The sequence below is a fragment of the Bacillus sp. FSL M8-0277 genome (assembly GCF_037975305.1).
Classification (GTDB): domain Bacteria; phylum Bacillota; class Bacilli; order Bacillales; family Bacillaceae; genus Bacillus; species Bacillus pumilus.
Genome location: NZ_CP150255.1, coordinates 91,084 through 112,927, shown reverse-complemented (window position 1 = coordinate 112,927; position 21,844 = coordinate 91,084). Strand labels below are relative to the sequence as shown.

At 46.2% G+C, this 21,844-nt stretch carries 8 protein-coding genes, 9 tRNA genes and 6 rRNA genes; all 23 read right to left on the bottom strand.

Annotation, left to right across the window (positions count from 1 at the left end; all coding sequences use genetic code 11):
• Positions 1 to 7 precede the first annotated feature (7 nt).
• Positions 8 to 1,108: a PIN/TRAM domain-containing protein gene (locus tag MKZ05_RS00600; protein ID WP_003217214.1), complete on the bottom strand. Its 1,101-nt coding sequence runs from the start codon at positions 1,106 to 1,108 to the stop codon at positions 8 to 10.
• Positions 1,109 to 1,261: 153 nt separating this feature from the next.
• The gene (gene disA, locus MKZ05_RS00595; RefSeq protein WP_050945822.1) at positions 1,262 to 2,341 is read right to left on the bottom strand and encodes a DNA integrity scanning diadenylate cyclase DisA; all 1,080 of its coding nucleotides are present in this window, start codon (positions 2,339 to 2,341) and stop codon (positions 1,262 to 1,264) included.
• A gap of 2 nt (positions 2,342 to 2,343) precedes the next feature.
• Positions 2,344 to 3,723 (bottom strand): DNA repair protein RadA, encoded by a 1,380-nt coding sequence (gene radA / locus MKZ05_RS00590; RefSeq protein WP_034620767.1) that lies wholly within the window; start codon positions 3,721 to 3,723, stop codon positions 2,344 to 2,346.
• Between the two features lie 92 nt (positions 3,724 to 3,815).
• A complete protein-coding gene (gene clpC, locus MKZ05_RS00585; RefSeq protein ID WP_003216969.1) occupies positions 3,816 to 6,251 on the bottom strand; it encodes an ATP-dependent protease ATP-binding subunit ClpC in 2,436 nt (811 codons plus the stop codon).
• Positions 6,248 to 7,339, bottom strand: a complete 1,092-nt coding sequence (locus MKZ05_RS00580; protein WP_003217181.1) for a protein arginine kinase — start codon at positions 7,337 to 7,339, stop codon at positions 6,248 to 6,250. Before MKZ05_RS00580 ends, clpC begins: the two co-directional genes overlap by 4 nt.
• A 4-nt stretch (positions 7,340 to 7,343) precedes the next feature.
• Positions 7,344 to 7,901, bottom strand: a complete 558-nt coding sequence (locus MKZ05_RS00575; protein ID WP_034620770.1) for a UvrB/UvrC motif-containing protein — start codon at positions 7,899 to 7,901, stop codon at positions 7,344 to 7,346.
• Between the two features lie 14 nt (positions 7,902 to 7,915).
• The gene (locus tag MKZ05_RS00570; RefSeq protein WP_003217184.1) at positions 7,916 to 8,380 is read right to left on the bottom strand and encodes a CtsR family transcriptional regulator; all 465 of its coding nucleotides are present in this window, start codon (positions 8,378 to 8,380) and stop codon (positions 7,916 to 7,918) included.
• A gap of 177 nt (positions 8,381 to 8,557) precedes the next feature.
• A 5S ribosomal RNA gene (rrf, locus tag MKZ05_RS00565) occupies positions 8,558 to 8,673 on the bottom strand.
• Between the two features lie 61 nt (positions 8,674 to 8,734).
• Positions 8,735 to 11,665 (bottom strand): 23S ribosomal RNA (locus MKZ05_RS00560).
• Between the two features lie 182 nt (positions 11,666 to 11,847).
• Positions 11,848 to 13,396, bottom strand: a 16S ribosomal RNA gene (locus MKZ05_RS00555).
• A gap of 126 nt (positions 13,397 to 13,522) precedes the next feature.
• Positions 13,523 to 13,598 (bottom strand) — tRNA-Ala (locus MKZ05_RS00550).
• Between the two features lie 8 nt (positions 13,599 to 13,606).
• Positions 13,607 to 13,683 (bottom strand) — tRNA-Pro (locus tag MKZ05_RS00545).
• A 7-nt stretch (positions 13,684 to 13,690) separates the two neighbouring features.
• A tRNA-Arg gene (locus tag MKZ05_RS00540) sits at positions 13,691 to 13,767 on the bottom strand.
• Positions 13,768 to 13,778: 11 nt separating this feature from the next.
• Positions 13,779 to 13,864 (bottom strand) — tRNA-Leu (locus tag MKZ05_RS00535).
• 12 nt (positions 13,865 to 13,876) lie between these two features.
• Positions 13,877 to 13,948: transfer RNA gene (locus MKZ05_RS00530), tRNA-Gly, on the bottom strand.
• A gap of 30 nt (positions 13,949 to 13,978) precedes the next feature.
• A tRNA-Leu gene (locus MKZ05_RS00525) sits at positions 13,979 to 14,061 on the bottom strand.
• Positions 14,062 to 14,069: 8 nt separating this feature from the next.
• Positions 14,070 to 14,145: transfer RNA gene (locus MKZ05_RS00520), tRNA-Lys, on the bottom strand.
• Between the two features lie 37 nt (positions 14,146 to 14,182).
• Positions 14,183 to 14,258 (bottom strand) — tRNA-Thr (locus tag MKZ05_RS00515).
• 33 nt (positions 14,259 to 14,291) lie between these two features.
• Positions 14,292 to 14,367, bottom strand: a tRNA-Val gene (locus MKZ05_RS00510).
• A gap of 794 nt (positions 14,368 to 15,161) precedes the next feature.
• Positions 15,162 to 15,277: ribosomal RNA gene (gene rrf / locus MKZ05_RS00505) — 5S ribosomal RNA — on the bottom strand.
• A 61-nt stretch (positions 15,278 to 15,338) separates the two neighbouring features.
• Positions 15,339 to 18,269, bottom strand: a 23S ribosomal RNA gene (locus MKZ05_RS00500).
• Between the two features lie 182 nt (positions 18,270 to 18,451).
• Positions 18,452 to 20,000 (bottom strand): 16S ribosomal RNA (locus tag MKZ05_RS00495).
• The 16S, 23S and 5S rRNA genes sit together here with 9 tRNA genes alongside, the layout of an rRNA operon.
• Before the next feature lie 344 nt (positions 20,001 to 20,344).
• Entirely contained in the window at positions 20,345 to 21,844 is a 1,500-nt protein-coding gene (gene lysS, locus MKZ05_RS00490) for a lysine--tRNA ligase (protein WP_339160935.1), read from the bottom strand.

The following is a 21,844-nucleotide window of genomic DNA, read 5'->3' as shown; positions in this document are numbered from 1 at the left end:
TCTCCCTTTAGAGCGCCTTCTCCAGAAGTTTTGGCTTCGCAAAAATCATTCTTCCAGCAGCAGTCTGCAGCACACTTGTGACGAGCACATCGATGTCTTTTCCAATGTAATTGCGTCCTTCTTCGACCACAATCATCGTACCGTCATCTAAGTACGCAACACCTTGGTTATGCTCTTTCCCATCTTTAATGACCTGTACCTTCATTTCTTCCCCAGGCAGCACAACCGGTTTCACCGCATTGGCTAGATCATTGATGTTTAACACTGCTACTTTTTGAAGTTCGCATACTTTATTTAAATTAAAATCATTTGTCACAACAACACCTGAAGTTAATTTAGCGAGCTTCACAAGCTTGCTATCAACCTCTTGAATGTCTTCAAAGTCACCTTCGTAAATTTCAACTTTGATATCTAATTCTTTTTGAATACGATTTAAAATATCAAGACCTCTTCGGCCTCTATTTCTCTTTAATACATCAGAAGAGTCTGCAATATGCTGTAATTCCTCGAGCACAAATTGAGGAATGACCATGACGCCTTCTAAGAATCCAGTTTGACAAATATCTGCGATTCTTCCATCAATGATAACACTTGTGTCTAAAATTTTCAGCTTTTTATCTTCTATTTCAGGTTCATCATCGGCTGCTCCTTTTTTCTTGGTGACCTTTGCAGATCGGGAGAACAGCCCCATCATTTCATCCTTCTTCTTAAAGCCTACCTGAAATCCAAGGTATCCTAAAAAGAAAGCCAGGAAAATCGGAATAATGGTACCAAAAATATGATATGGGATATTGTTTAGCGGGATCACGTTTACAATAAGATATGCTAGAATAAGTCCAAATACTAATCCGAAACTTCCAGAAATAAGATCAGGAAGAGGCGCCTTTAATAGAGAATCCTCGATCCATTTCACCCAATTAACCACATAGCCTGTGCACCATTTGCCGATGATAAAGAACACAGCGGCTCCTATTAGTGCTGAAGAGTAAGCATTTGTTATGAAAGGTATGTCCTTTACATTTAACAGCAGAAATAACTCTGGAATGATAAAAATCCCTACAACTGCACCAAAAATGATAAAAAACGCCTGAACGATTCTTTTTAACATACCTTCACCTCCTTTATTTTTCATCTGTCAATCCACCCTCACCTGACATTGATATATGTTTAAGTTTCCTATCATAATCAATAGAAAACAAAAGCATCATTAATATACCCATATTCATCCATTTTTAACCGTGTTTAAGAAAAATTTCTCTTCTTACAGCTGTCGGTCGATATAATGTTTTTCTTGCAGCCTTTTTAATCCTTTTTTTATCTTTTTCGCTCTTACTTCTCCAATTCCTTCTACTTCATCCAAATCTTGTACATCCGCTTCCATAATTCGATCTAACACACCGAACGCTTCAACCACGTTTTCGACGATTGGCATAGGCAGTCTAGGGATTTTGTGAAGCAGTCTGTAACCTCTTGTGTACACATATTCGTCAATATTTGTAGAAACTGGATAGCCAAGTAACTTGTACAGAATGGAATCATCTAAAAGCTCAAAGCTCGACATATCTTGGAGCTGCTTAAGCAGAACATATGGATCTTTAATCTTTTCTTTCACATAATCTTTAATAAATAAAGCCGCTTCCTGCTCCATATCTGTAATCAATTCATTGACTTGCAGACGGATCAAATGCCCTTCTGTTCCGAGCTCTTTGATATACATATTGATTTCATTTTTGATTCTGAGCACCATCTCGTAACGATGGAGCACGGATAATACATCACCAAAGGTCACAAGCTCTTCAAATTCTAGGGCGCTTAGCGTAGAAATGGCGTGATCTAAAATGGTTTTATATTTCTCAAGTGTTTGTATCGCTTGGTTGGCCTTCGTTAAAATAAAGCCAATATCTTTCAGCGTATAACGACGATTCCCTTGGTATAAGGTAATGACGTTCCTCCGTTCAGATATCGCAATGATTAAGCAGCCTGTCTGCTTCGCTACACGTTCAGCTGTACGGTGCCTCATGCCCGTTTCCGATGAATGGATCGTTGCATCTGGCATGAGCTGTGTATTCGCATACAAGATTTTTTGACCAGAATCGCTTAAAATAATGGCCCCGTCCATCTTAGCCAATTCATATAAATGTGCTGGAGAGAAGGCAGAGTTAATATGAAACCCTCCATCTACAACACTCTTTACTTTGTCGTTATAACCAACAACAATGAGCCCGCCAGTATTTGCCCTCAGGACATTTTCAATCCCAGCCCGAAGAGGTGTCCCTGGTGCCACAAACTGTACGATATCTAAGAGATCGAGTTCTTTCGCTCCTTTTTTCTCTTTTTCCATTTCTATGATCCCCCTAGTGAAATTCGAAGTGCCTCCGCTACATTTTCTACACCGACTAACTCAATCCCTCTCGGCTTTTTCCATCCATCTATATTCGCCTGAGGAATAAACATTCGCTTAAATCCAAGTTTCGCAGCTTCCTGCACACGCTGTTCAATTCTTGATACTCTTCTGACTTCTCCCGTCAGACCGACCTCTCCTATAAAACAATCCGCTTGATGCGGCGCTGCGTCTTTAAAGCTTGATGCAATACTGACCGCAATGGCCAAGTCAATCGCCGGTTCGTCAAGCTTCACACCGCCTGCGACCTTTAAATACGCATCCTGGTTTTGCAGCAGCAGTCCGACACGTTTTTCTAAAACCGCCATGAGCAGTGACACTCGATTATGATCAAGACCAGTGGCCATTCTACGCGGATTCCCAAAGCTTGTCGGTGAAATTAATGCTTGTATCTCGACAAGAACAGGTCTTGTTCCTTCCATTGAGGCAACAACACACGAACCAGATACACCTGCCGAACGTTCTTCTAAGAAAATTTCGGATGGGTTTAATACTTCCGTGAGCCCTTCCTCTCTCATTTCAAAAATCCCTAGTTCATTCGTCGAACCAAATCGATTTTTCACCGCACGCAAGATACGAAACGTATGATGACGCTCGCCTTCAAAATAAAGAACCGTGTCCACCATATGCTCTAAAAGGCGTGGACCTGCGATCGAGCCTTCTTTGGTCACGTGACCAACGATAAATATTGGAATCCCATTTGTCTTGGCAATTTTCATCAGCTGTGCTGTACATTCTCTCACTTGAGATACAGACCCAGGAGCTGACGTAATATCGCTTTGATAAACGGTTTGAATCGAATCCACCACGACAAAAGCGGGTTTCATCTCTTGTATAGCAGACGTTATATACTCCATATCGGTTTCAGCCAAAACATGTAAAGAGGTGCTTTTTATGCCAAGGCGGTCCGCTCTTAGCTTCGTTTGTTTAATGGACTCCTCACCAGATATGTATAATACATTCTGATTTTTGTCTGAGAGCTGTGCTGATACTTGTAATAATAATGTGGACTTCCCAATCCCAGGATCTCCGCCAATGAGAACAAGAGAGCCTTTGACAATTCCACTTCCTAATACTCGGTTAAATTCTTCTAAATTCGTTTTGATTCGGGGTTCATCAGATGTTTCAATTGCAGATATAGGTGAAGGTTTTTGAATGGTTTGAACAGAATGATTAAAAGCACTTCGACGGTTTGCCGGCTCTTTGCGAACGACCTCTTCTGTCATACTGTTCCACGTGCCGCAGCCTGGACATTTCCCCATCCATTTGGCTGACTCATAACCGCACGATTGGCATATAAATTTTGATTTTGTCTTAGCCATAGATTGAAGAATACAACTCCTTATAATGGTCAGAAATAAGTAAAGGGAGGCATACACCTGACTGGTATGCCTCACACTTTTTTCTTACTATATTAGTTCGTAGCAGCCGTCGTTTTTACGACAATTTCTCCATCTTCCACATCTAATACGATTTGTTGACCTTTTTCAATATTGCCCTTCAGAAGCTCCTCAGAAAGTCGATCTTCCACATGCTTTTGAATCGCTCTTCTTAACGGACGCGCACCGTACTCAAGGTCTACACCTTCGTCGGCAATCTTCGCTTTTGCTGCTTCTGTCAATTCGATTGAAAGGTCTTGTTCTTTTAATCGTTTCGTCAATTGATCAGACATGAGAGACACGATCTCTTTTAGATGTTTCTTTTCAAGAGAATGGAAGACAATGATTTCATCAATACGGTTGATGAATTCTGGTCTAAACGCACGTTTCAACTCGCCCATCACTTTGCCTTTCATATCCTTGTAATTTTGACCTTCATCCTGCACATTAAAGCCAACATATTTATTTCGCTTCAGTTCACTAGCTCCAACGTTGGATGTCATGATTAAAATCGTGTTTCTAAAGTCAACAGTACGCCCTTTAGAATCAGTCAGACGACCATCCTCTAACACTTGCAGTAAGATGTTGAATACATCTGGATGCGCCTTTTCAATCTCATCTAAAAGCACAACAGAATAAGGTTTTCTTCTCACTTTTTCAGTCAGTTGTCCGCCTTCTTCATAGCCAACATAGCCTGGAGGTGACCCAACAAGTCTAGATGTAGAGTGTTTCTCCATGTATTCAGACATATCGATACGGATCATCGCTTCTTCATCACCGAAAATAGACTCTGCGAGTGCTCTTGCAAGCTCCGTTTTACCAACTCCTGTTGGGCCTAAGAAGATAAATGAGCCGATTGGACGTTTTGGATCTTTTAAGCCAGCACGCGCACGTCTCACAGCTTTTGCTACAGCGACAACTGCTTCATCCTGCCCAATTACACGAGAATGGAGTAATTGTTCCATATTTAGAAGCTTATCTGTTTCGGTTTGGGCAATTTTTGAAACAGGCACTCCTGTCCAGCTAGAGACAACCATTGCGATATCATCCACTGATACCTCTGAATTCTCCTGACCTTGCTTTTCTTTCCAAGATTTCTTTGTGACTTCTACTTTTTCACGCAAACGCTGCTCTGTATCGCGAAGAGAAGCTGCTTTTTCAAATTCCTGACTTTGAACAGCCGCATCCTTTTCCTTGCGTACTTCGTCTAGCTTTTGTTCTAGTTCTTTTAGGTTAGGCGGTGTTGTGAAAGAACGTAAGCGGACTTTCGACCCTGCCTCATCAATTAAATCAATCGCCTTATCTGGAAGGAAACGATCAGATATATAACGGTCAGATAACTTCACCGCCGCCTCAATCGCTTCATCTGTAATGGACACACGGTGATGTGCCTCATAACGATCTCTAAGTCCTCTTAAAATTTGAATACTTTCATCAACAGATGGCTGATCTACTTGAATTGGCTGGAAACGTCGTTCAAGCGCAGCATCCTTTTCAATATATTTACGGTACTCATCTAACGTTGTCGCCCCAATACATTGAAGCTCTCCACGTGCTAAGGATGGTTTGAGAATATTAGATGCGTCAATCGCACCCTCTGCTCCACCAGCACCAATCAATGTATGAAGCTCATCAATGAAGAGAATGATATTTCCTGCCTGACGAATTTCGTCCATGACTTTTTTCAAGCGATCCTCAAATTCACCACGATATTTCGTTCCCGCTACAACAGTTCCCATATCAAGCGTCATCACTCGTTTATCGCGCAGGATTTCAGGCACTTCATTATGAATAATTTGCTGTGCCAGACCTTCAGCAATGGCTGTTTTACCAACACCAGGCTCACCAATCAGCACAGGGTTATTCTTTGTTCTTCTGCTTAGAACCTCGATGACACGCTGAATTTCTTTGCTTCGTCCAATGACAGGGTCCAAGCTATCTTCTTTCGCAATCGCTGTTAAATCTCTTGCCAAGCTATCTAATGTTGGTGTATTTGCATTGCTGTTAGAGCCAGCGGCAGATGCACCTGTTTCATTGCTGCCAAGCAGCTGTAGGACTTGCTGACGTGCTTTATTTAAGCTCACTCCGAGGTTATTTAACACGCGGGCAGCTACACCCTCTCCCTCGCGAATAAGACCTAATAGAATATGTTCTGTCCCTACATAGGAATGACCTAGCTTTCTTGCTTCATCCATTGAAAGCTCAGTGACCTTCTTCGCTCTAGGCGTATAATGAGGAATAGCTTGAGACACCTCTTGCCCTCTTCCAATCAAGCTTTCGACTTCTTTTTGGATTTTATCTGAAACAAGGCCCAGTGCTTCTAACGCTTTTGCGGCGATGCCCTCACCCTCACGAACTAGACCAAGTAAAATGTGTTCAGTACCAATGTTCTTATGGCCTAGGCGAATGGCTTCTTCTTGTGCAAGTGCTAATACCTTTTGAGCTCTTTCAGTGAATCTTCCAAACATCATATCGTTTCATCCTCCTGTCCATTCCTATGCATTTCTAAACGCAGCCTTTCTCTAATAATCGCTGCTCGTTTTATATCTCGTTCATTTGGCTCCAGAGCTCCTCCTGAATATTGTTGAAGAAAGCCAGGCTGTGTCAAAATCATGAGTTCATTCAGTATATTACTTGAAAGCCCCTTAATGATACCTAAATCAATTCCAAGGCGCACATCTGACAAACACTTTGCTGTTTCCTTTGATTCAATCATACGACAATTGGACAAAATCCCTAACGAACGATACACTCTGTCCTCAAGTTCAATTTTAGATGTTTGATATAACGCTTTTCGTGCAGATCGCTCTTGTTCAATGAGCTGAGCGGTCACACTATTTAAATCATCTACAATGTCTTCTTCTGATTGACCAAGTGTCATTTGATTTGAAATTTGAAAGATGTTCCCTATTGCTTCGCTGCCTTCACCATAAATCCCTCTGACTACAAGACCTAATTGATTAATCGCCGGAATAATCCGATTCATTTGTCTTGTGAGAGCTAAAGCTGGTAAATGCATCATGACCGAAGCCCTAATACCTGTTCCTACATTCGTTGGACAGCTTGTTAAGTATCCTCGCTTTTCAGAAAACGCATAATCCACTTGCTCTTCAATCCAGTCATCTATCTGGTTAGCTGCTTTCAGTGCATTGGCTAGTTGGAATCCTGGAAATAAGCATTGGATCCGAATATGGTCTTCTTCATTCAGCATCACACTGATTTCTTCATTTTCAGAAAGCAAACAACCGCCAAATCTTGATTCTGCTAAGTTTGGGCTGATCAAATGCTTTTCAACAAGTACCCTCTTTGCTAAAGGCTGTGTTTCATTCATTCGAATCAGAACAAAGTTTCCGATGTCCTTCACTTCCTGGCTAGCAAACTTTTGCTCGAATTGCTGGAGAACAGCTTCAGCCTCTTCCTGAGAAAACTGAGTTGGGAAACGAACATGCTCTAGATTGCGCGCTAGCCTAATTCGACTGCTTAGAACAATGTCACTTTCGGGTCCTTTTTGTTTCATCCATTGACTTAAAGCGTCTTGAATAAAATGCTGGAGCGACATATTGTTAATCTCCCTCCCTCTGCTGAGATTGCTCATGCTCTAAAGCACGAATTTGATCTCGAACTTCCGCTGCTTTTTCAAACTCTTCTTGTTCAATTAACTGCTTCAGCTCTTGCTGCATCAACTCAAGTTTCCGGCGCACATGAAGACTGCCGGCAATCCGTTTAGGCACTTTTCCATGATGGACTGTATTTCCACTATGGACTTTCCGTAAAACAGGGTTTAGATACTGATCAAATGAACGATAGCATTCTGCACAGCCAAAACGGCCTGTTTTTCTGAATTGTTGAAAGGTTAAGCCACATTTAGGACATTGATCGACTTCTCTCGCTTCTTGAAAAATAGATGATCCCTTATTCGCACTTGTGGTAAAGCTAGGATCAATATTCAATAAACCCGATAATAAGTTGTGAATCGAGAAACCTTGGTTTCCACTCATAGCATATGAATCACTGTTTTCTTTTGCACATTGTTCACATATGTGCATTTCCTGTTTTTCTCCATTTATAACTTTCGTAAAGTGAAAAGTGGCTGGTCTCTCATTGCATTCTTGACAAATCAATCTTTTCACCCGCTTTACTTTAATTTCAAAGCATTTAACATCGCTTTCATCATCCGAGCCCGCAATTCATCCCGTTCAGGTAAATCAATGTGCAAAACAGAACGGTCCATGACACTGATCATCATCTTTGCTTCTCTTTCAGATAAAATGTTATTTTCGACAAGACGCATGATGATATGATCAGAGGCAGCCTGTGATAAACGATGATATATTTGGGAAATAATATTGTTCAATAAGTCGACTTCATCATTCATTTTGACTTTAATGATGCGGATATAGCCACCGCCGCCACGCTTACTTTCAACGATATAGCCTCTCTCGCTCGTAAAGCGTGTATTGATAACATAGTTAATTTGTGAAGGTACGCATTGAAACTTATCTGCAATTTCATTGCGCTTAATTTCTAATATTTCTCGACCATTCTGATCCAAGACTTCTTTCAAATACTGCTCGATGATATCAGAAATATTTTGTGCCACTCCGCCTCCTCCTCCATTGACTTTGACTATATTTGACTTTAATCTTACTATAAATTTTTTCGGTCGATTTTTCAAGATAATCGCTCAACTAAGAATATTATTTCCACATTTATATGGTGTCAAACCTCTCAAAAACACAAAAAAGACCAGTTCCGTATGGAACTGATCCTTATACAAGCTTGGCGGCGTCCTACTCTCACAGGGGGAGACCCCCAACTACCATCGGCGCTGAAGAGCTTAACTTCCGTGTTCGGTATGGGAACGGGTGTGACCTCTTCGCTATCGCCACCAAACCTGATGGAGAGAATGTTCTCTCAAAACTAGATAACAATGTTCAAGCTTCACATTAGAATATAGGTTAAGTCCTCGATCTATTAGTATCTGTCAGCTCCACGTGTCACCACGCTTCCACCTCAGACCTATCAACCTGATCATCTTTCAGGGATCTTACTTCCTTGCGGAATGGGAAATCTCATCTTGAGGGGGGCTTCATGCTTAGATGCTTTCAGCACTTATCCCGTCCGCACATAGCTACCCAGCGATGCCCTTGGCAGAACAACTGGTACACCAGCGGTGCGTCCATCCCGGTCCTCTCGTACTAAGGACAGCTCCTCTCAAATTTCCTGCGCCCGCGACGGATAGGGACCGAACTGTCTCACGACGTTCTGAACCCAGCTCGCGTACCGCTTTAATGGGCGAACAGCCCAACCCTTGGGACCGACTACAGCCCCAGGATGCGATGAGCCGACATCGAGGTGCCAAACCTCCCCGTCGATGTGGACTCTTGGGGGAGATAAGCCTGTTATCCCCGGGGTAGCTTTTATCCGTTGAGCGATGGCCCTTCCATGCGGAACCACCGGATCACTAAGCCCGACTTTCGTCCCTGCTCGACTTGTAGGTCTCGCAGTCAAGCTCCCTTGTGCCTTTACACTCTGCGAATGATTTCCAACCATTCTGAGGGAACCTTTGGGCGCCTCCGTTACATTTTAGGAGGCGACCGCCCCAGTCAAACTGCCCACCTGACACTGTCTCCCTGCCCGATAAGGGCAGCGGGTTAGAAGGTCAATACAGCCAGGGTAGTATCCCACCGATGCCTCCACCGAAGCTAGCGCTCCGGTTTCCAAGGCTCCTACCTATCCTGTACAAGCTGTACCAACATTCAATATCAGGCTGCAGTAAAGCTCCACGGGGTCTTTCCGTCCTGTCGCGGGTAACCTGCATCTTCACAGGTACTATAATTTCACCGAGTCTCTCGTTGAGACAGTGCCCAGATCGTTGCGCCTTTCGTGCGGGTCGGAACTTACCCGACAAGGAATTTCGCTACCTTAGGACCGTTATAGTTACGGCCGCCGTTTACTGGGGCTTCAATTCGCACCTTCGCTTACGCTAAGCGCTCCTCTTAACCTTCCAGCACCGGGCAGGCGTCAGCCCCTATACTTCGCCTTACGGCTTCGCAGAGACCTGTGTTTTTGCTAAACAGTCGCCTGGGCCTATTCACTGCGGCTTCTCGGGGCTTTAACACCCTAAGAAGCACCCCTTCTCCCGAAGTTACGGGGTCATTTTGCCGAGTTCCTTAACGAGAGTTCTCTCGATCACCTTAGGATTCTCTCCTCGCCTACCTGTGTCGGTTTGCGGTACGGGCACCTCTCACCTCGCTAGAGGCTTTTCTTGGCAGTGTGGAATCAGGAACTTCGCTACTAAATTTCGCTCGCCATCACAGCTCAGCCTTTACGGGAAACGGATTTGCCTATTTCCCAGCCTAACTGCTTGGACGCGGATATCCAATACCGCGCTTACCCTATCCTCCTGCGTCCCCCCATTGCTCAAATGGTGAGGAGGTGGTACAGGAATATCAACCTGTTGTCCATCGCCTACGCCTTTCGGCCTCGGCTTAGGTCCCGACTAACCCTGAGCGGACGAGCCTTCCTCAGGAAACCTTAGGCATTCGGTGGACGGGATTCTCACCCGTCTTTCGCTACTCATACCGGCATTCTCACTTCTAAGCGCTCCACCAGTCCTTCCGGTCTGACTTCACAGCACTTAGAACGCTCTCCTACCACTGTTCGTAAGAACAGTCCGCAGCTTCGGTGATACGTTTAGCCCCGGTACATTTTCGGCGCAGAGTCACTCGACCAGTGAGCTATTACGCACTCTTTAAATGGTGGCTGCTTCTAAGCCAACATCCTGGTTGTCTAAGCAACTCCACATCCTTTTCCACTTAACGTATACTTTGGGACCTTAGCTGGCGGTCTGGGCTGTTTCCCTTTCGACTACGGATCTTATCACTCGCAGTCTGACTCCCAAGGATAAGTCATCGGCATTCGGAGTTTGACTGAATTCGGTAACCCGGTAGGGGCCCCTAGTCCAATCAGTGCTCTACCTCCGAGACTCTTACCTTGAGGCTAGCCCTAAAGCTATTTCGGAGAGAACCAGCTATCTCCAGGTTCGATTGGCATTTCACCCCTACCCACACCTCATCCCCGCACTTTTCAACGTGCGTGGGTTCGGGCCTCCATTCAGTGTTACCTGAACTTCACCCTGGACATGGGTAGATCACCTGGTTTCGGGTCTACGACCACGTACTCATGCGCCCTATTCAGACTCGCTTTCGCTGCGGCTCCGCATCTTCTGCTTAACCTTGCACGGGATCGTAACTCGCCGGTTCATTCTACAAAAGGCACGCCATCACCCTTTAACGGGCTCTGACTACTTGTAGGCACACGGTTTCAGGATCTATTTCACTCCCCTTCCGGGGTGCTTTTCACCTTTCCCTCACGGTACTGGTTCACTATCGGTCACTAGGGAGTATTTAGCCTTGGGAGATGGTCCTCCCGGATTCCGACGGAATTTCACGTGTTCCGCCGTACTCAGGATCCACTCTGGAGAGAACAACATTTCAGTTACAGGGCTGTTACCTTCTTTGGCGGGCCTTTCCAGACCTCTTCGCTTATATCGTTCCTTTGTAACTCCGTATAGAGTGTCCTACAACCCCAAGAGGCAAGCCTCTTGGTTTGGGCTGTTCCCGTTTCGCTCGCCGCTACTCAGGGAATCGCATTTGCTTTCTCTTCCTCCGGGTACTTAGATGTTTCAGTTCCCCGGGTATGCCTTCTCATACTCTATGTATTCAAGTATGGATACTACTCCATTACGAGCAGTGGGTTTCCCCATTCGGAAATCTCCGGATCAAAGCTTGCTTACAGCTCCCCGAAGCATATCGGTGTTCGTCCCGTCCTTCATCGGCTCCTAGTGCCAAGGCATCCACCGTGCGCCCTTTCTAACTTAACCATTTCTTACTTTAGAAAGAATCACTATGTGTGATGAACTTTGCATTGCATTCAATGTGAATGTATTACTTATTGTTATCTAGTTTTCAAAGAACAATCCTGTCTCGCTAGAGACATGTCTTGAAGGAATGATCCTTCAAAACTAAACAAGACGAAAACGCACGCTGCTCCATATATCCTTAGAAAGGAGGTGATCCAGCCGCACCTTCCGATACGGCTACCTTGTTACGACTTCACCCCAATCATCTGCCCCACCTTCGGCGGCTGGCTCCATAAAGGTTACCTCACCGACTTCGGGTGTTGCAAACTCTCGTGGTGTGACGGGCGGTGTGTACAAGGCCCGGGAACGTATTCACCGCGGCATGCTGATCCGCGATTACTAGCGATTCCAGCTTCACGCAGTCGAGTTGCAGACTGCGATCCGAACTGAGAACAGATTTATGGGATTGGCTAAACCTTGCGGTCTCGCAGCCCTTTGTTCTGTCCATTGTAGCACGTGTGTAGCCCAGGTCATAAGGGGCATGATGATTTGACGTCATCCCCACCTTCCTCCGGTTTGTCACCGGCAGTCACCTTAGAGTGCCCAACTAAATGCTGGCAACTAAGATCAAGGGTTGCGCTCGTTGCGGGACTTAACCCAACATCTCACGACACGAGCTGACGACAACCATGCACCACCTGTCACTCTGTCCCCGAAGGGAAAGCCCTATCTCTAGGGTTGTCAGAGGATGTCAAGACCTGGTAAGGTTCTTCGCGTTGCTTCGAATTAAACCACATGCTCCACCGCTTGTGCGGGCCCCCGTCAATTCCTTTGAGTTTCAGTCTTGCGACCGTACTCCCCAGGCGGAGTGCTTAATGCGTTAGCTGCAGCACTAAGGGGCGGAAACCCCCTAACACTTAGCACTCATCGTTTACGGCGTGGACTACCAGGGTATCTAATCCTGTTCGCTCCCCACGCTTTCGCTCCTCAGCGTCAGTTACAGACCAGAGAGTCGCCTTCGCCACTGGTGTTCCTCCACATCTCTACGCATTTCACCGCTACACGTGGAATTCCACTCTCCTCTTCTGCACTCAAGTTTCCCAGTTTCCAATGACCCTCCCCGGTTGAGCCGGGGGCTTTCACATCAGACTTAAGAAACCGCCTGCGAGCCCTTTACGCCCAATAATTCCGGACAACGCTTGCCACCTACGTATTACCGCGGCTGCTGGCACGTAGTTAGCCGTGGCTTTCTGGTTAGGTACCGTCAAGGTGCGAGCAGTTACTCTCGCACTTGTTCTTCCCTAACAACAGAGCTTTACGATCCGAAAACCTTCATCACTCACGCGGCGTTGCTCCGTCAGACTTTCGTCCATTGCGGAAGATTCCCTACTGCTGCCTCCCGTAGGAGTCTGGGCCGTGTCTCAGTCCCAGTGTGGCCGATCACCCTCTCAGGTCGGCTACGCATCGTCGCCTTGGTGAGCCATTACCCCACCAACTAGCTAATGCGCCGCGGGTCCATCTGTAAGTGACAGCCGAAACCGTCTTTCATCCTTGAACCATGCGGTTCAAGGAACTATCCGGTATTAGCTCCGGTTTCCCGGAGTTATCCCAGTCTTACAGGCAGGTTACCCACGTGTTACTCACCCGTCCGCCGCTAACATCCGGGAGCAAGCTCCCTTCTGTTCGCTCGACTTGCATGTATTAGGCACGCCGCCAGCGTTCGTCCTGAGCCAGGATCAAACTCTCCGAAAAAGTACAAAACCGAAGTTTTGTTTTTCGTCAGCGTTTGACTGACTACCTATGATATAACATAGGATTTTTTATAAAAACTCGAATTAACAGGTACGTTTTGTCTTGTTTAGTTTTCAAAGATCATATTGGTGGAGCCTAGCGGGATCGAACCGCTGACCTCCTGCGTGCAAGGCAGGCGCTCTCCCAGCTGAGCTAAGGCCCCATAAAAGATGGTCGGGAAGACAGGATTCGAACCTGCGACCCCTTGGTCCCAAACCAAGTGCTCTACCAAGCTGAGCTACTTCCCGATCTTAATGGCGCGCCCGAGAGGAGTCGAACCCCTAACCTTTTGATCCGTAGTCAAACGCTCTATCCAATTGAGCTACGGGCGCTTATTGTATAATGCCGAGGGCCGGACTTGAACCGGCACGGTAGTCACCTACCGCAGGATTTTAAGTCCTGTGTGTCTGCCAATTCCACCACCCCGGCGTGGATGGTATAAGCGGAAGACGGGATTCGAACCCGCGACCCCCACCTTGGCAAGGTGGTGTTCTACCACTGAACTACTTCCGCATTACAGGATTTCTTCATTTTATTTGGCAATGCGGGTGAAGGGACTTGAACCCCCACGTCATAAAGACACTAGATCCTAAGTCTAGCGCGTCTGCCAATTCCGCCACACCCGCATGAAACATGGTGAGCCATGAAGGACTCGAACCTTCGACCCTCTGATTAAAAGTCAGATGCTCTACCAACTGAGCTAATGGCTCGCTTTAAAAGCGACTTGTCTATCTTACCATATGAAACTGGTGCCGGCAAGAGGACTTGAACCCCCAACCTACTGATTACAAGTCAGTTGCTCTACCAGTTGAGCTACACCGGCTTTATCTATCCTAACATTATGTAAGAATAAATATGGTGGAGGATGACGGGCTCGAACCGCCGACCCTCTGCTTGTAAGGCAGATGCTCTCCCAGCTGAGCTAATCCTCCATATTGTGTTGTCATTTCGAATGTCTCTCGATCCGACAAGTAGTATTATATAACGATAAGATATTGTTTGTAAAGACTTTTTTAAAATAATTTTTGAATTTATTTTAACGTTGTTTTTTTCATCTTTTCGTTAAGGCACCTAAAGAAGTTTACCACTTGTCTCATCATTTTAAAAGTCTTTTTTTCATTTTTTTTATGTTTTTTTGTTAAAAAGCGCTCTAATAAAGCTTTATTAGTGTGAAATGACCCTTTTCATGCTTTTTATATGCTTGTTTTCTTCAATATATCTTCTCATACAAATCATCTAGAGAAGGGATTCTTTTATTATTTTATTTTTCTGAGAAATCATTTTCATGCAAAAATATCCGTAAATGATGCTGTTCTTTACCATCTTCAATATTAAAGTGTTATCTTGGTTAACAAGTTAGTTATTGATTCTTTCTTGTTCTTACTTAGAGCGGGCGAAAAAATTGACTGAAGGTGCTATATGTTCTTTGGCAATACTCAGTTATCTAGTGTGTCTCTAAACAGCCCTCTGTATCTGGTTGCCAAAGAAAATTCTTATTGGCTGCTTTCTATGCTTTTGATCTTCATCCTAAACAAATTGAACGACCGATCCACACAACAGCTGCGTTGTTCAATGAGAATACATGAAAGTGAGACGAACAGAAAAATTAATTGATCGATGAGGCTTACTACATCATCACTTCTCACTTTACAAAGTGATTTAATAGAAGTAATTTTTTCAAAAACACAAAAAAGACCAGTTCCGTATGGAACTGATCCTTATACAAGCTTGGCGGCGTCCTACTCTCACAGGGGGAGACCCCCAACTACCATCGGCGCTGAAGAGCTTAACTTCCGTGTTCGGTATGGGAACGGGTGTGACCTCTTCGCTATCGCCACCAAACCTGATGGAGAGAATGTTCTCTCAAAACTAGATAACAATGTTCAAGCTTCACATTAGAATATAGGTTAAGTCCTCGATCTATTAGTATCTGTCAGCTCCACGTGTCACCACGCTTCCACCTCAGACCTATCAACCTGATCATCTTTCAGGGATCTTACTTCCTTGCGGAATGGGAAATCTCATCTTGAGGGGGGCTTCATGCTTAGATGCTTTCAGCACTTATCCCGTCCGCACATAGCTACCCAGCGATGCCCTTGGCAGAACAACTGGTACACCAGCGGTGCGTCCATCCCGGTCCTCTCGTACTAAGGACAGCTCCTCTCAAATTTCCTGCGCCCGCGACGGATAGGGACCGAACTGTCTCACGACGTTCTGAACCCAGCTCGCGTACCGCTTTAATGGGCGAACAGCCCAACCCTTGGGACCGACTACAGCCCCAGGATGCGATGAGCCGACATCGAGGTGCCAAACCTCCCCGTCGATGTGGACTCTTGGGGGAGATAAGCCTGTTATCCCCGGGGTAGCTTTTATCCGTTGAGCGATGGCCCTTCCATGCGGAACCACCGGATCACTAAGCCCGACTTTCGTCCCTGCTCGACTTGTAGGTCTCGCAGTCAAGCTCCCTTGTGCCTTTACACTCTGCGAATGATTTCCAACCATTCTGAGGGAACCTTTGGGCGCCTCCGTTACATTTTAGGAGGCGACCGCCCCAGTCAAACTGCCCACCTGACACTGTCTCCCTGCCCGATAAGGGCAGCGGGTTAGAAGGTCAATACAGCCAGGGTAGTATCCCACCGATGCCTCCACCGAAGCTAGCGCTCCGGTTTCCAAGGCTCCTACCTATCCTGTACAAGCTGTACCAACATTCAATATCAGGCTGCAGTAAAGCTCCACGGGGTCTTTCCGTCCTGTCGCGGGTAACCTGCATCTTCACAGGTACTATAATTTCACCGAGTCTCTCGTTGAGACAGTGCCCAGATCGTTGCGCCTTTCGTGCGGGTCGGAACTTACCCGACAAGGAATTTCGCTACCTTAGGACCGTTATAGTTACGGCCGCCGTTTACTGGGGCTTCAATTCGCACCTTCGCTTACGCTAAGCGCTCCTCTTAACCTTCCAGCACCGGGCAGGCGTCAGCCCCTATACTTCGCCTTACGGCTTCGCAGAGACCTGTGTTTTTGCTAAACAGTCGCCTGGGCCTATTCACTGCGGCTTCTCGGGGCTTTAACACCCTAAGAAGCACCCCTTCTCCCGAAGTTACGGGGTCATTTTGCCGAGTTCCTTAACGAGAGTTCTCTCGATCACCTTAGGATTCTCTCCTCGCCTACCTGTGTCGGTTTGCGGTACGGGCACCTCTCACCTCGCTAGAGGCTTTTCTTGGCAGTGTGGAATCAGGAACTTCGCTACTAAATTTCGCTCGCCATCACAGCTCAGCCTTTACGGGAAACGGATTTGCCTATTTCCCAGCCTAACTGCTTGGACGCGGATATCCAATACCGCGCTTACCCTATCCTCCTGCGTCCCCCCATTGCTCAAATGGTGAGGAGGTGGTACAGGAATATCAACCTGTTGTCCATCGCCTACGCCTTTCGGCCTCGGCTTAGGTCCCGACTAACCCTGAGCGGACGAGCCTTCCTCAGGAAACCTTAGGCATTCGGTGGACGGGATTCTCACCCGTCTTTCGCTACTCATACCGGCATTCTCACTTCTAAGCGCTCCACCAGTCCTTCCGGTCTGACTTCACAGCACTTAGAACGCTCTCCTACCACTGTTCGTAAGAACAGTCCGCAGCTTCGGTGATACGTTTAGCCCCGGTACATTTTCGGCGCAGAGTCACTCGACCAGTGAGCTATTACGCACTCTTTAAATGGTGGCTGCTTCTAAGCCAACATCCTGGTTGTCTAAGCAACTCCACATCCTTTTCCACTTAACGTATACTTTGGGACCTTAGCTGGCGGTCTGGGCTGTTTCCCTTTCGACTACGGATCTTATCACTCGCAGTCTGACTCCCAAGGATAAGTCATCGGCATTCGGAGTTTGACTGAATTCGGTAACCCGGTAGGGGCCCCTAGTCCAATCAGTGCTCTACCTCCGAGACTCTTACCTTGAGGCTAGCCCTAAAGCTATTTCGGAGAGAACCAGCTATCTCCAGGTTCGATTGGCATTTCACCCCTACCCACACCTCATCCCCGCACTTTTCAACGTGCGTGGGTTCGGGCCTCCATTCAGTGTTACCTGAACTTCACCCTGGACATGGGTAGATCACCTGGTTTCGGGTCTACGACCACGTACTCATGCGCCCTATTCAGACTCGCTTTCGCTGCGGCTCCGCATCTTCTGCTTAACCTTGCACGGGATCGTAACTCGCCGGTTCATTCTACAAAAGGCACGCCATCACCCTTTAACGGGCTCTGACTACTTGTAGGCACACGGTTTCAGGATCTATTTCACTCCCCTTCCGGGGTGCTTTTCACCTTTCCCTCACGGTACTGGTTCACTATCGGTCACTAGGGAGTATTTAGCCTTGGGAGATGGTCCTCCCGGATTCCGACGGAATTTCACGTGTTCCGCCGTACTCAGGATCCACTCTGGAGAGAACAACATTTCAGTTACAGGGCTGTTACCTTCTTTGGCGGGCCTTTCCAGACCTCTTCGCTTATATCGTTCCTTTGTAACTCCGTATAGAGTGTCCTACAACCCCAAGAGGCAAGCCTCTTGGTTTGGGCTGTTCCCGTTTCGCTCGCCGCTACTCAGGGAATCGCATTTGCTTTCTCTTCCTCCGGGTACTTAGATGTTTCAGTTCCCCGGGTATGCCTTCTCATACTCTATGTATTCAAGTATGGATACTACTCCATTACGAGCAGTGGGTTTCCCCATTCGGAAATCTCCGGATCAAAGCTTGCTTACAGCTCCCCGAAGCATATCGGTGTTCGTCCCGTCCTTCATCGGCTCCTAGTGCCAAGGCATCCACCGTGCGCCCTTTCTAACTTAACCATTTCTTACTTTAGAAAGAATCACTATGTGTGATGAACTTTGCATTGCATTCAATGTGAATGTATTACTTATTGTTATCTAGTTTTCAAAGAACAATCCTGTCTCGCTAGAGACATGTCTTGAAGGAATGATCCTTCAAAACTAAACAAGACGAAAACGCACACTGCTCCATATATCCTTAGAAAGGAGGTGATCCAGCCGCACCTTCCGATACGGCTACCTTGTTACGACTTCACCCCAATCATCTGCCCCACCTTCGGCGGCTGGCTCCATAAAGGTTACCTCACCGACTTCGGGTGTTGCAAACTCTCGTGGTGTGACGGGCGGTGTGTACAAGGCCCGGGAACGTATTCACCGCGGCATGCTGATCCGCGATTACTAGCGATTCCAGCTTCACGCAGTCGAGTTGCAGACTGCGATCCGAACTGAGAACAGATTTATGGGATTGGCTAAACCTTGCGGTCTCGCAGCCCTTTGTTCTGTCCATTGTAGCACGTGTGTAGCCCAGGTCATAAGGGGCATGATGATTTGACGTCATCCCCACCTTCCTCCGGTTTGTCACCGGCAGTCACCTTAGAGTGCCCAACTAAATGCTGGCAACTAAGATCAAGGGTTGCGCTCGTTGCGGGACTTAACCCAACATCTCACGACACGAGCTGACGACAACCATGCACCACCTGTCACTCTGTCCCCGAAGGGAAAGCCCTATCTCTAGGGTTGTCAGAGGATGTCAAGACCTGGTAAGGTTCTTCGCGTTGCTTCGAATTAAACCACATGCTCCACCGCTTGTGCGGGCCCCCGTCAATTCCTTTGAGTTTCAGTCTTGCGACCGTACTCCCCAGGCGGAGTGCTTAATGCGTTAGCTGCAGCACTAAGGGGCGGAAACCCCCTAACACTTAGCACTCATCGTTTACGGCGTGGACTACCAGGGTATCTAATCCTGTTCGCTCCCCACGCTTTCGCTCCTCAGCGTCAGTTACAGACCAGAGAGTCGCCTTCGCCACTGGTGTTCCTCCACATCTCTACGCATTTCACCGCTACACGTGGAATTCCACTCTCCTCTTCTGCACTCAAGTTTCCCAGTTTCCAATGACCCTCCCCGGTTGAGCCGGGGGCTTTCACATCAGACTTAAGAAACCGCCTGCGAGCCCTTTACGCCCAATAATTCCGGACAACGCTTGCCACCTACGTATTACCGCGGCTGCTGGCACGTAGTTAGCCGTGGCTTTCTGGTTAGGTACCGTCAAGGTGCGAGCAGTTACTCTCGCACTTGTTCTTCCCTAACAACAGAGCTTTACGATCCGAAAACCTTCATCACTCACGCGGCGTTGCTCCGTCAGACTTTCGTCCATTGCGGAAGATTCCCTACTGCTGCCTCCCGTAGGAGTCTGGGCCGTGTCTCAGTCCCAGTGTGGCCGATCACCCTCTCAGGTCGGCTACGCATCGTCGCCTTGGTGAGCCATTACCCCACCAACTAGCTAATGCGCCGCGGGTCCATCTGTAAGTGACAGCCGAAACCGTCTTTCATCCTTGAACCATGCGGTTCAAGGAACTATCCGGTATTAGCTCCGGTTTCCCGGAGTTATCCCAGTCTTACAGGCAGGTTACCCACGTGTTACTCACCCGTCCGCCGCTAACATCCGGGAGCAAGCTCCCTTCTGTTCGCTCGACTTGCATGTATTAGGCACGCCGCCAGCGTTCGTCCTGAGCCAGGATCAAACTCTCCGAAAAAGTACAAAACCGAAGTTTTGTTTTTCGTCAGCGTTTGACTGACTACCTATGATATAACATAGGATTTTTTTATAAAAACTCGAATTAACAGGTACGTTTTGTCTTGTTTAGTTTTCAAAGATCATTTTCGTTATCACTCGTAAGCGACTTTAATATCTTAACATTTCGTATTGGTTAAAGTCAAGAAGTTTTTTCAATTTCTTTTTTTAACCTCGTTGCTGTTTTGCGGCAACGAATAATAATATACCACCTTGATTCTTTCCTTGCAATAGTTTTTTTAAAAAAAGTTTCATTTTATGAAAAATAAAAAGCGCCATAGTTAAAATGGCGCTTTAATTGATGTATTAGCGGTTTCTCATTTGTGGGAAAAGCAGTACATCTCTGATTGATGGAGAATTTGTTAATAGCATGATTAACCGGTCGATACCGATTCCTAGTCCGCCTGTTGGAGGCATACCATATTCTAATGCTTCAACAAAATCGTCATCCATTAGATGCGCTTCGTCATTTCCTTCTTCACGTTCTTTTAATTGAGCTTCGAATCGTTCTCGTTGATCGATTGGATCGTTTAGCTCTGTGAATGCATTAGCATGTTCACGGCGTACGATAAATAGCTCAAAGCGATCAGTGAAGCGAGGATCTTCAGGATTTTTCTTAGCTAATGGAGAAATCTCCACTGGGTGTCCGTAAATAAAGGTAGGCTGCACCAATGTTTCTTCAACTTTTTGCTCGAAGAACTCATTGATGATATGACCTACTGTCATGTTTTTCGTAATTTCAATTCCGTGATCAGCTGCATGCTGTTTCGCTTCTTCTATAGACATCTCCTGCCAGAAGTCTACACCAGTTGCTTCTTTGACCGCTTCAACCATATGGAGTCTTTTCCATTCAGGCTTGAGATCAATTTCATCTTCTCCATATTGAATCGTGGTTGTCCCTAGTACCTCTTCGGCAATATGAGCAATCAGGTTTTCAGTTAGGTTCATGATGTCTTTGTAATCTGCGTAAGCTTCGTACAGCTCGATCATAGTGAATTCTGGGTTATGACGAGTTGATACACCTTCGTTACGGAATACACGGCCAATCTCATATACTTTCTCTAGGCCACCGACAATGAGGCGTTTTAAGTGCAATTCAATCGCAATACGCATATAGAGCGGCATATCCAGTGCATTATGATGAGTAATGAAAGGACGTGCTGATGCACCACCAGGGATGCTGTGCATCGTTGGTGTTTCAACTTCTAAATATCCTTTAGAATCTAAGTATCTTCTCATGGATTGAATGATCTTGCTTCGCATAATGAACGTCTGCTTACTTTCTGGATTTACAATTAGGTCAAGGTAGCGTTGACGATAGCGTTGTTCAACATCTTTTAATCCATGATATTTATCAGGAAGCGGGCGAAGTGCTTTCGTAAGAACCTCAAAGCTAGTTGCTTTAATAGAAAGTTCTCCTACATTCGTTTTAAACACCGTTCCTGTTACACCGATGATATCGCCTAGGTCTGAGCTTTTGAATAACTCGTAAGCTTCTTCTCCTACACTATCTTTACGAACGTATATTTGGATTTGTCCTTCTAAGTCTTGTATATGCGCAAAGCCAGCTTTCCCTTTTCCACGCTTTGTCATCATACGTCCAGCGATTGTCACTTGGGCAGACTTTTCTTCTAAGTCTTCTTTAGAAAACTCATCGTATTCTGCAATAATTTGTGCAGATTGATGAGAACGGTCATATCGTTCACCGAATGGATCGATACCCTCTTCTCTCATTTTATTCATTTTGTCACGTCTGACCTGGAATTGGTCATTTAATTCTTCGTTATTAAGCCCTTCATTACTCAT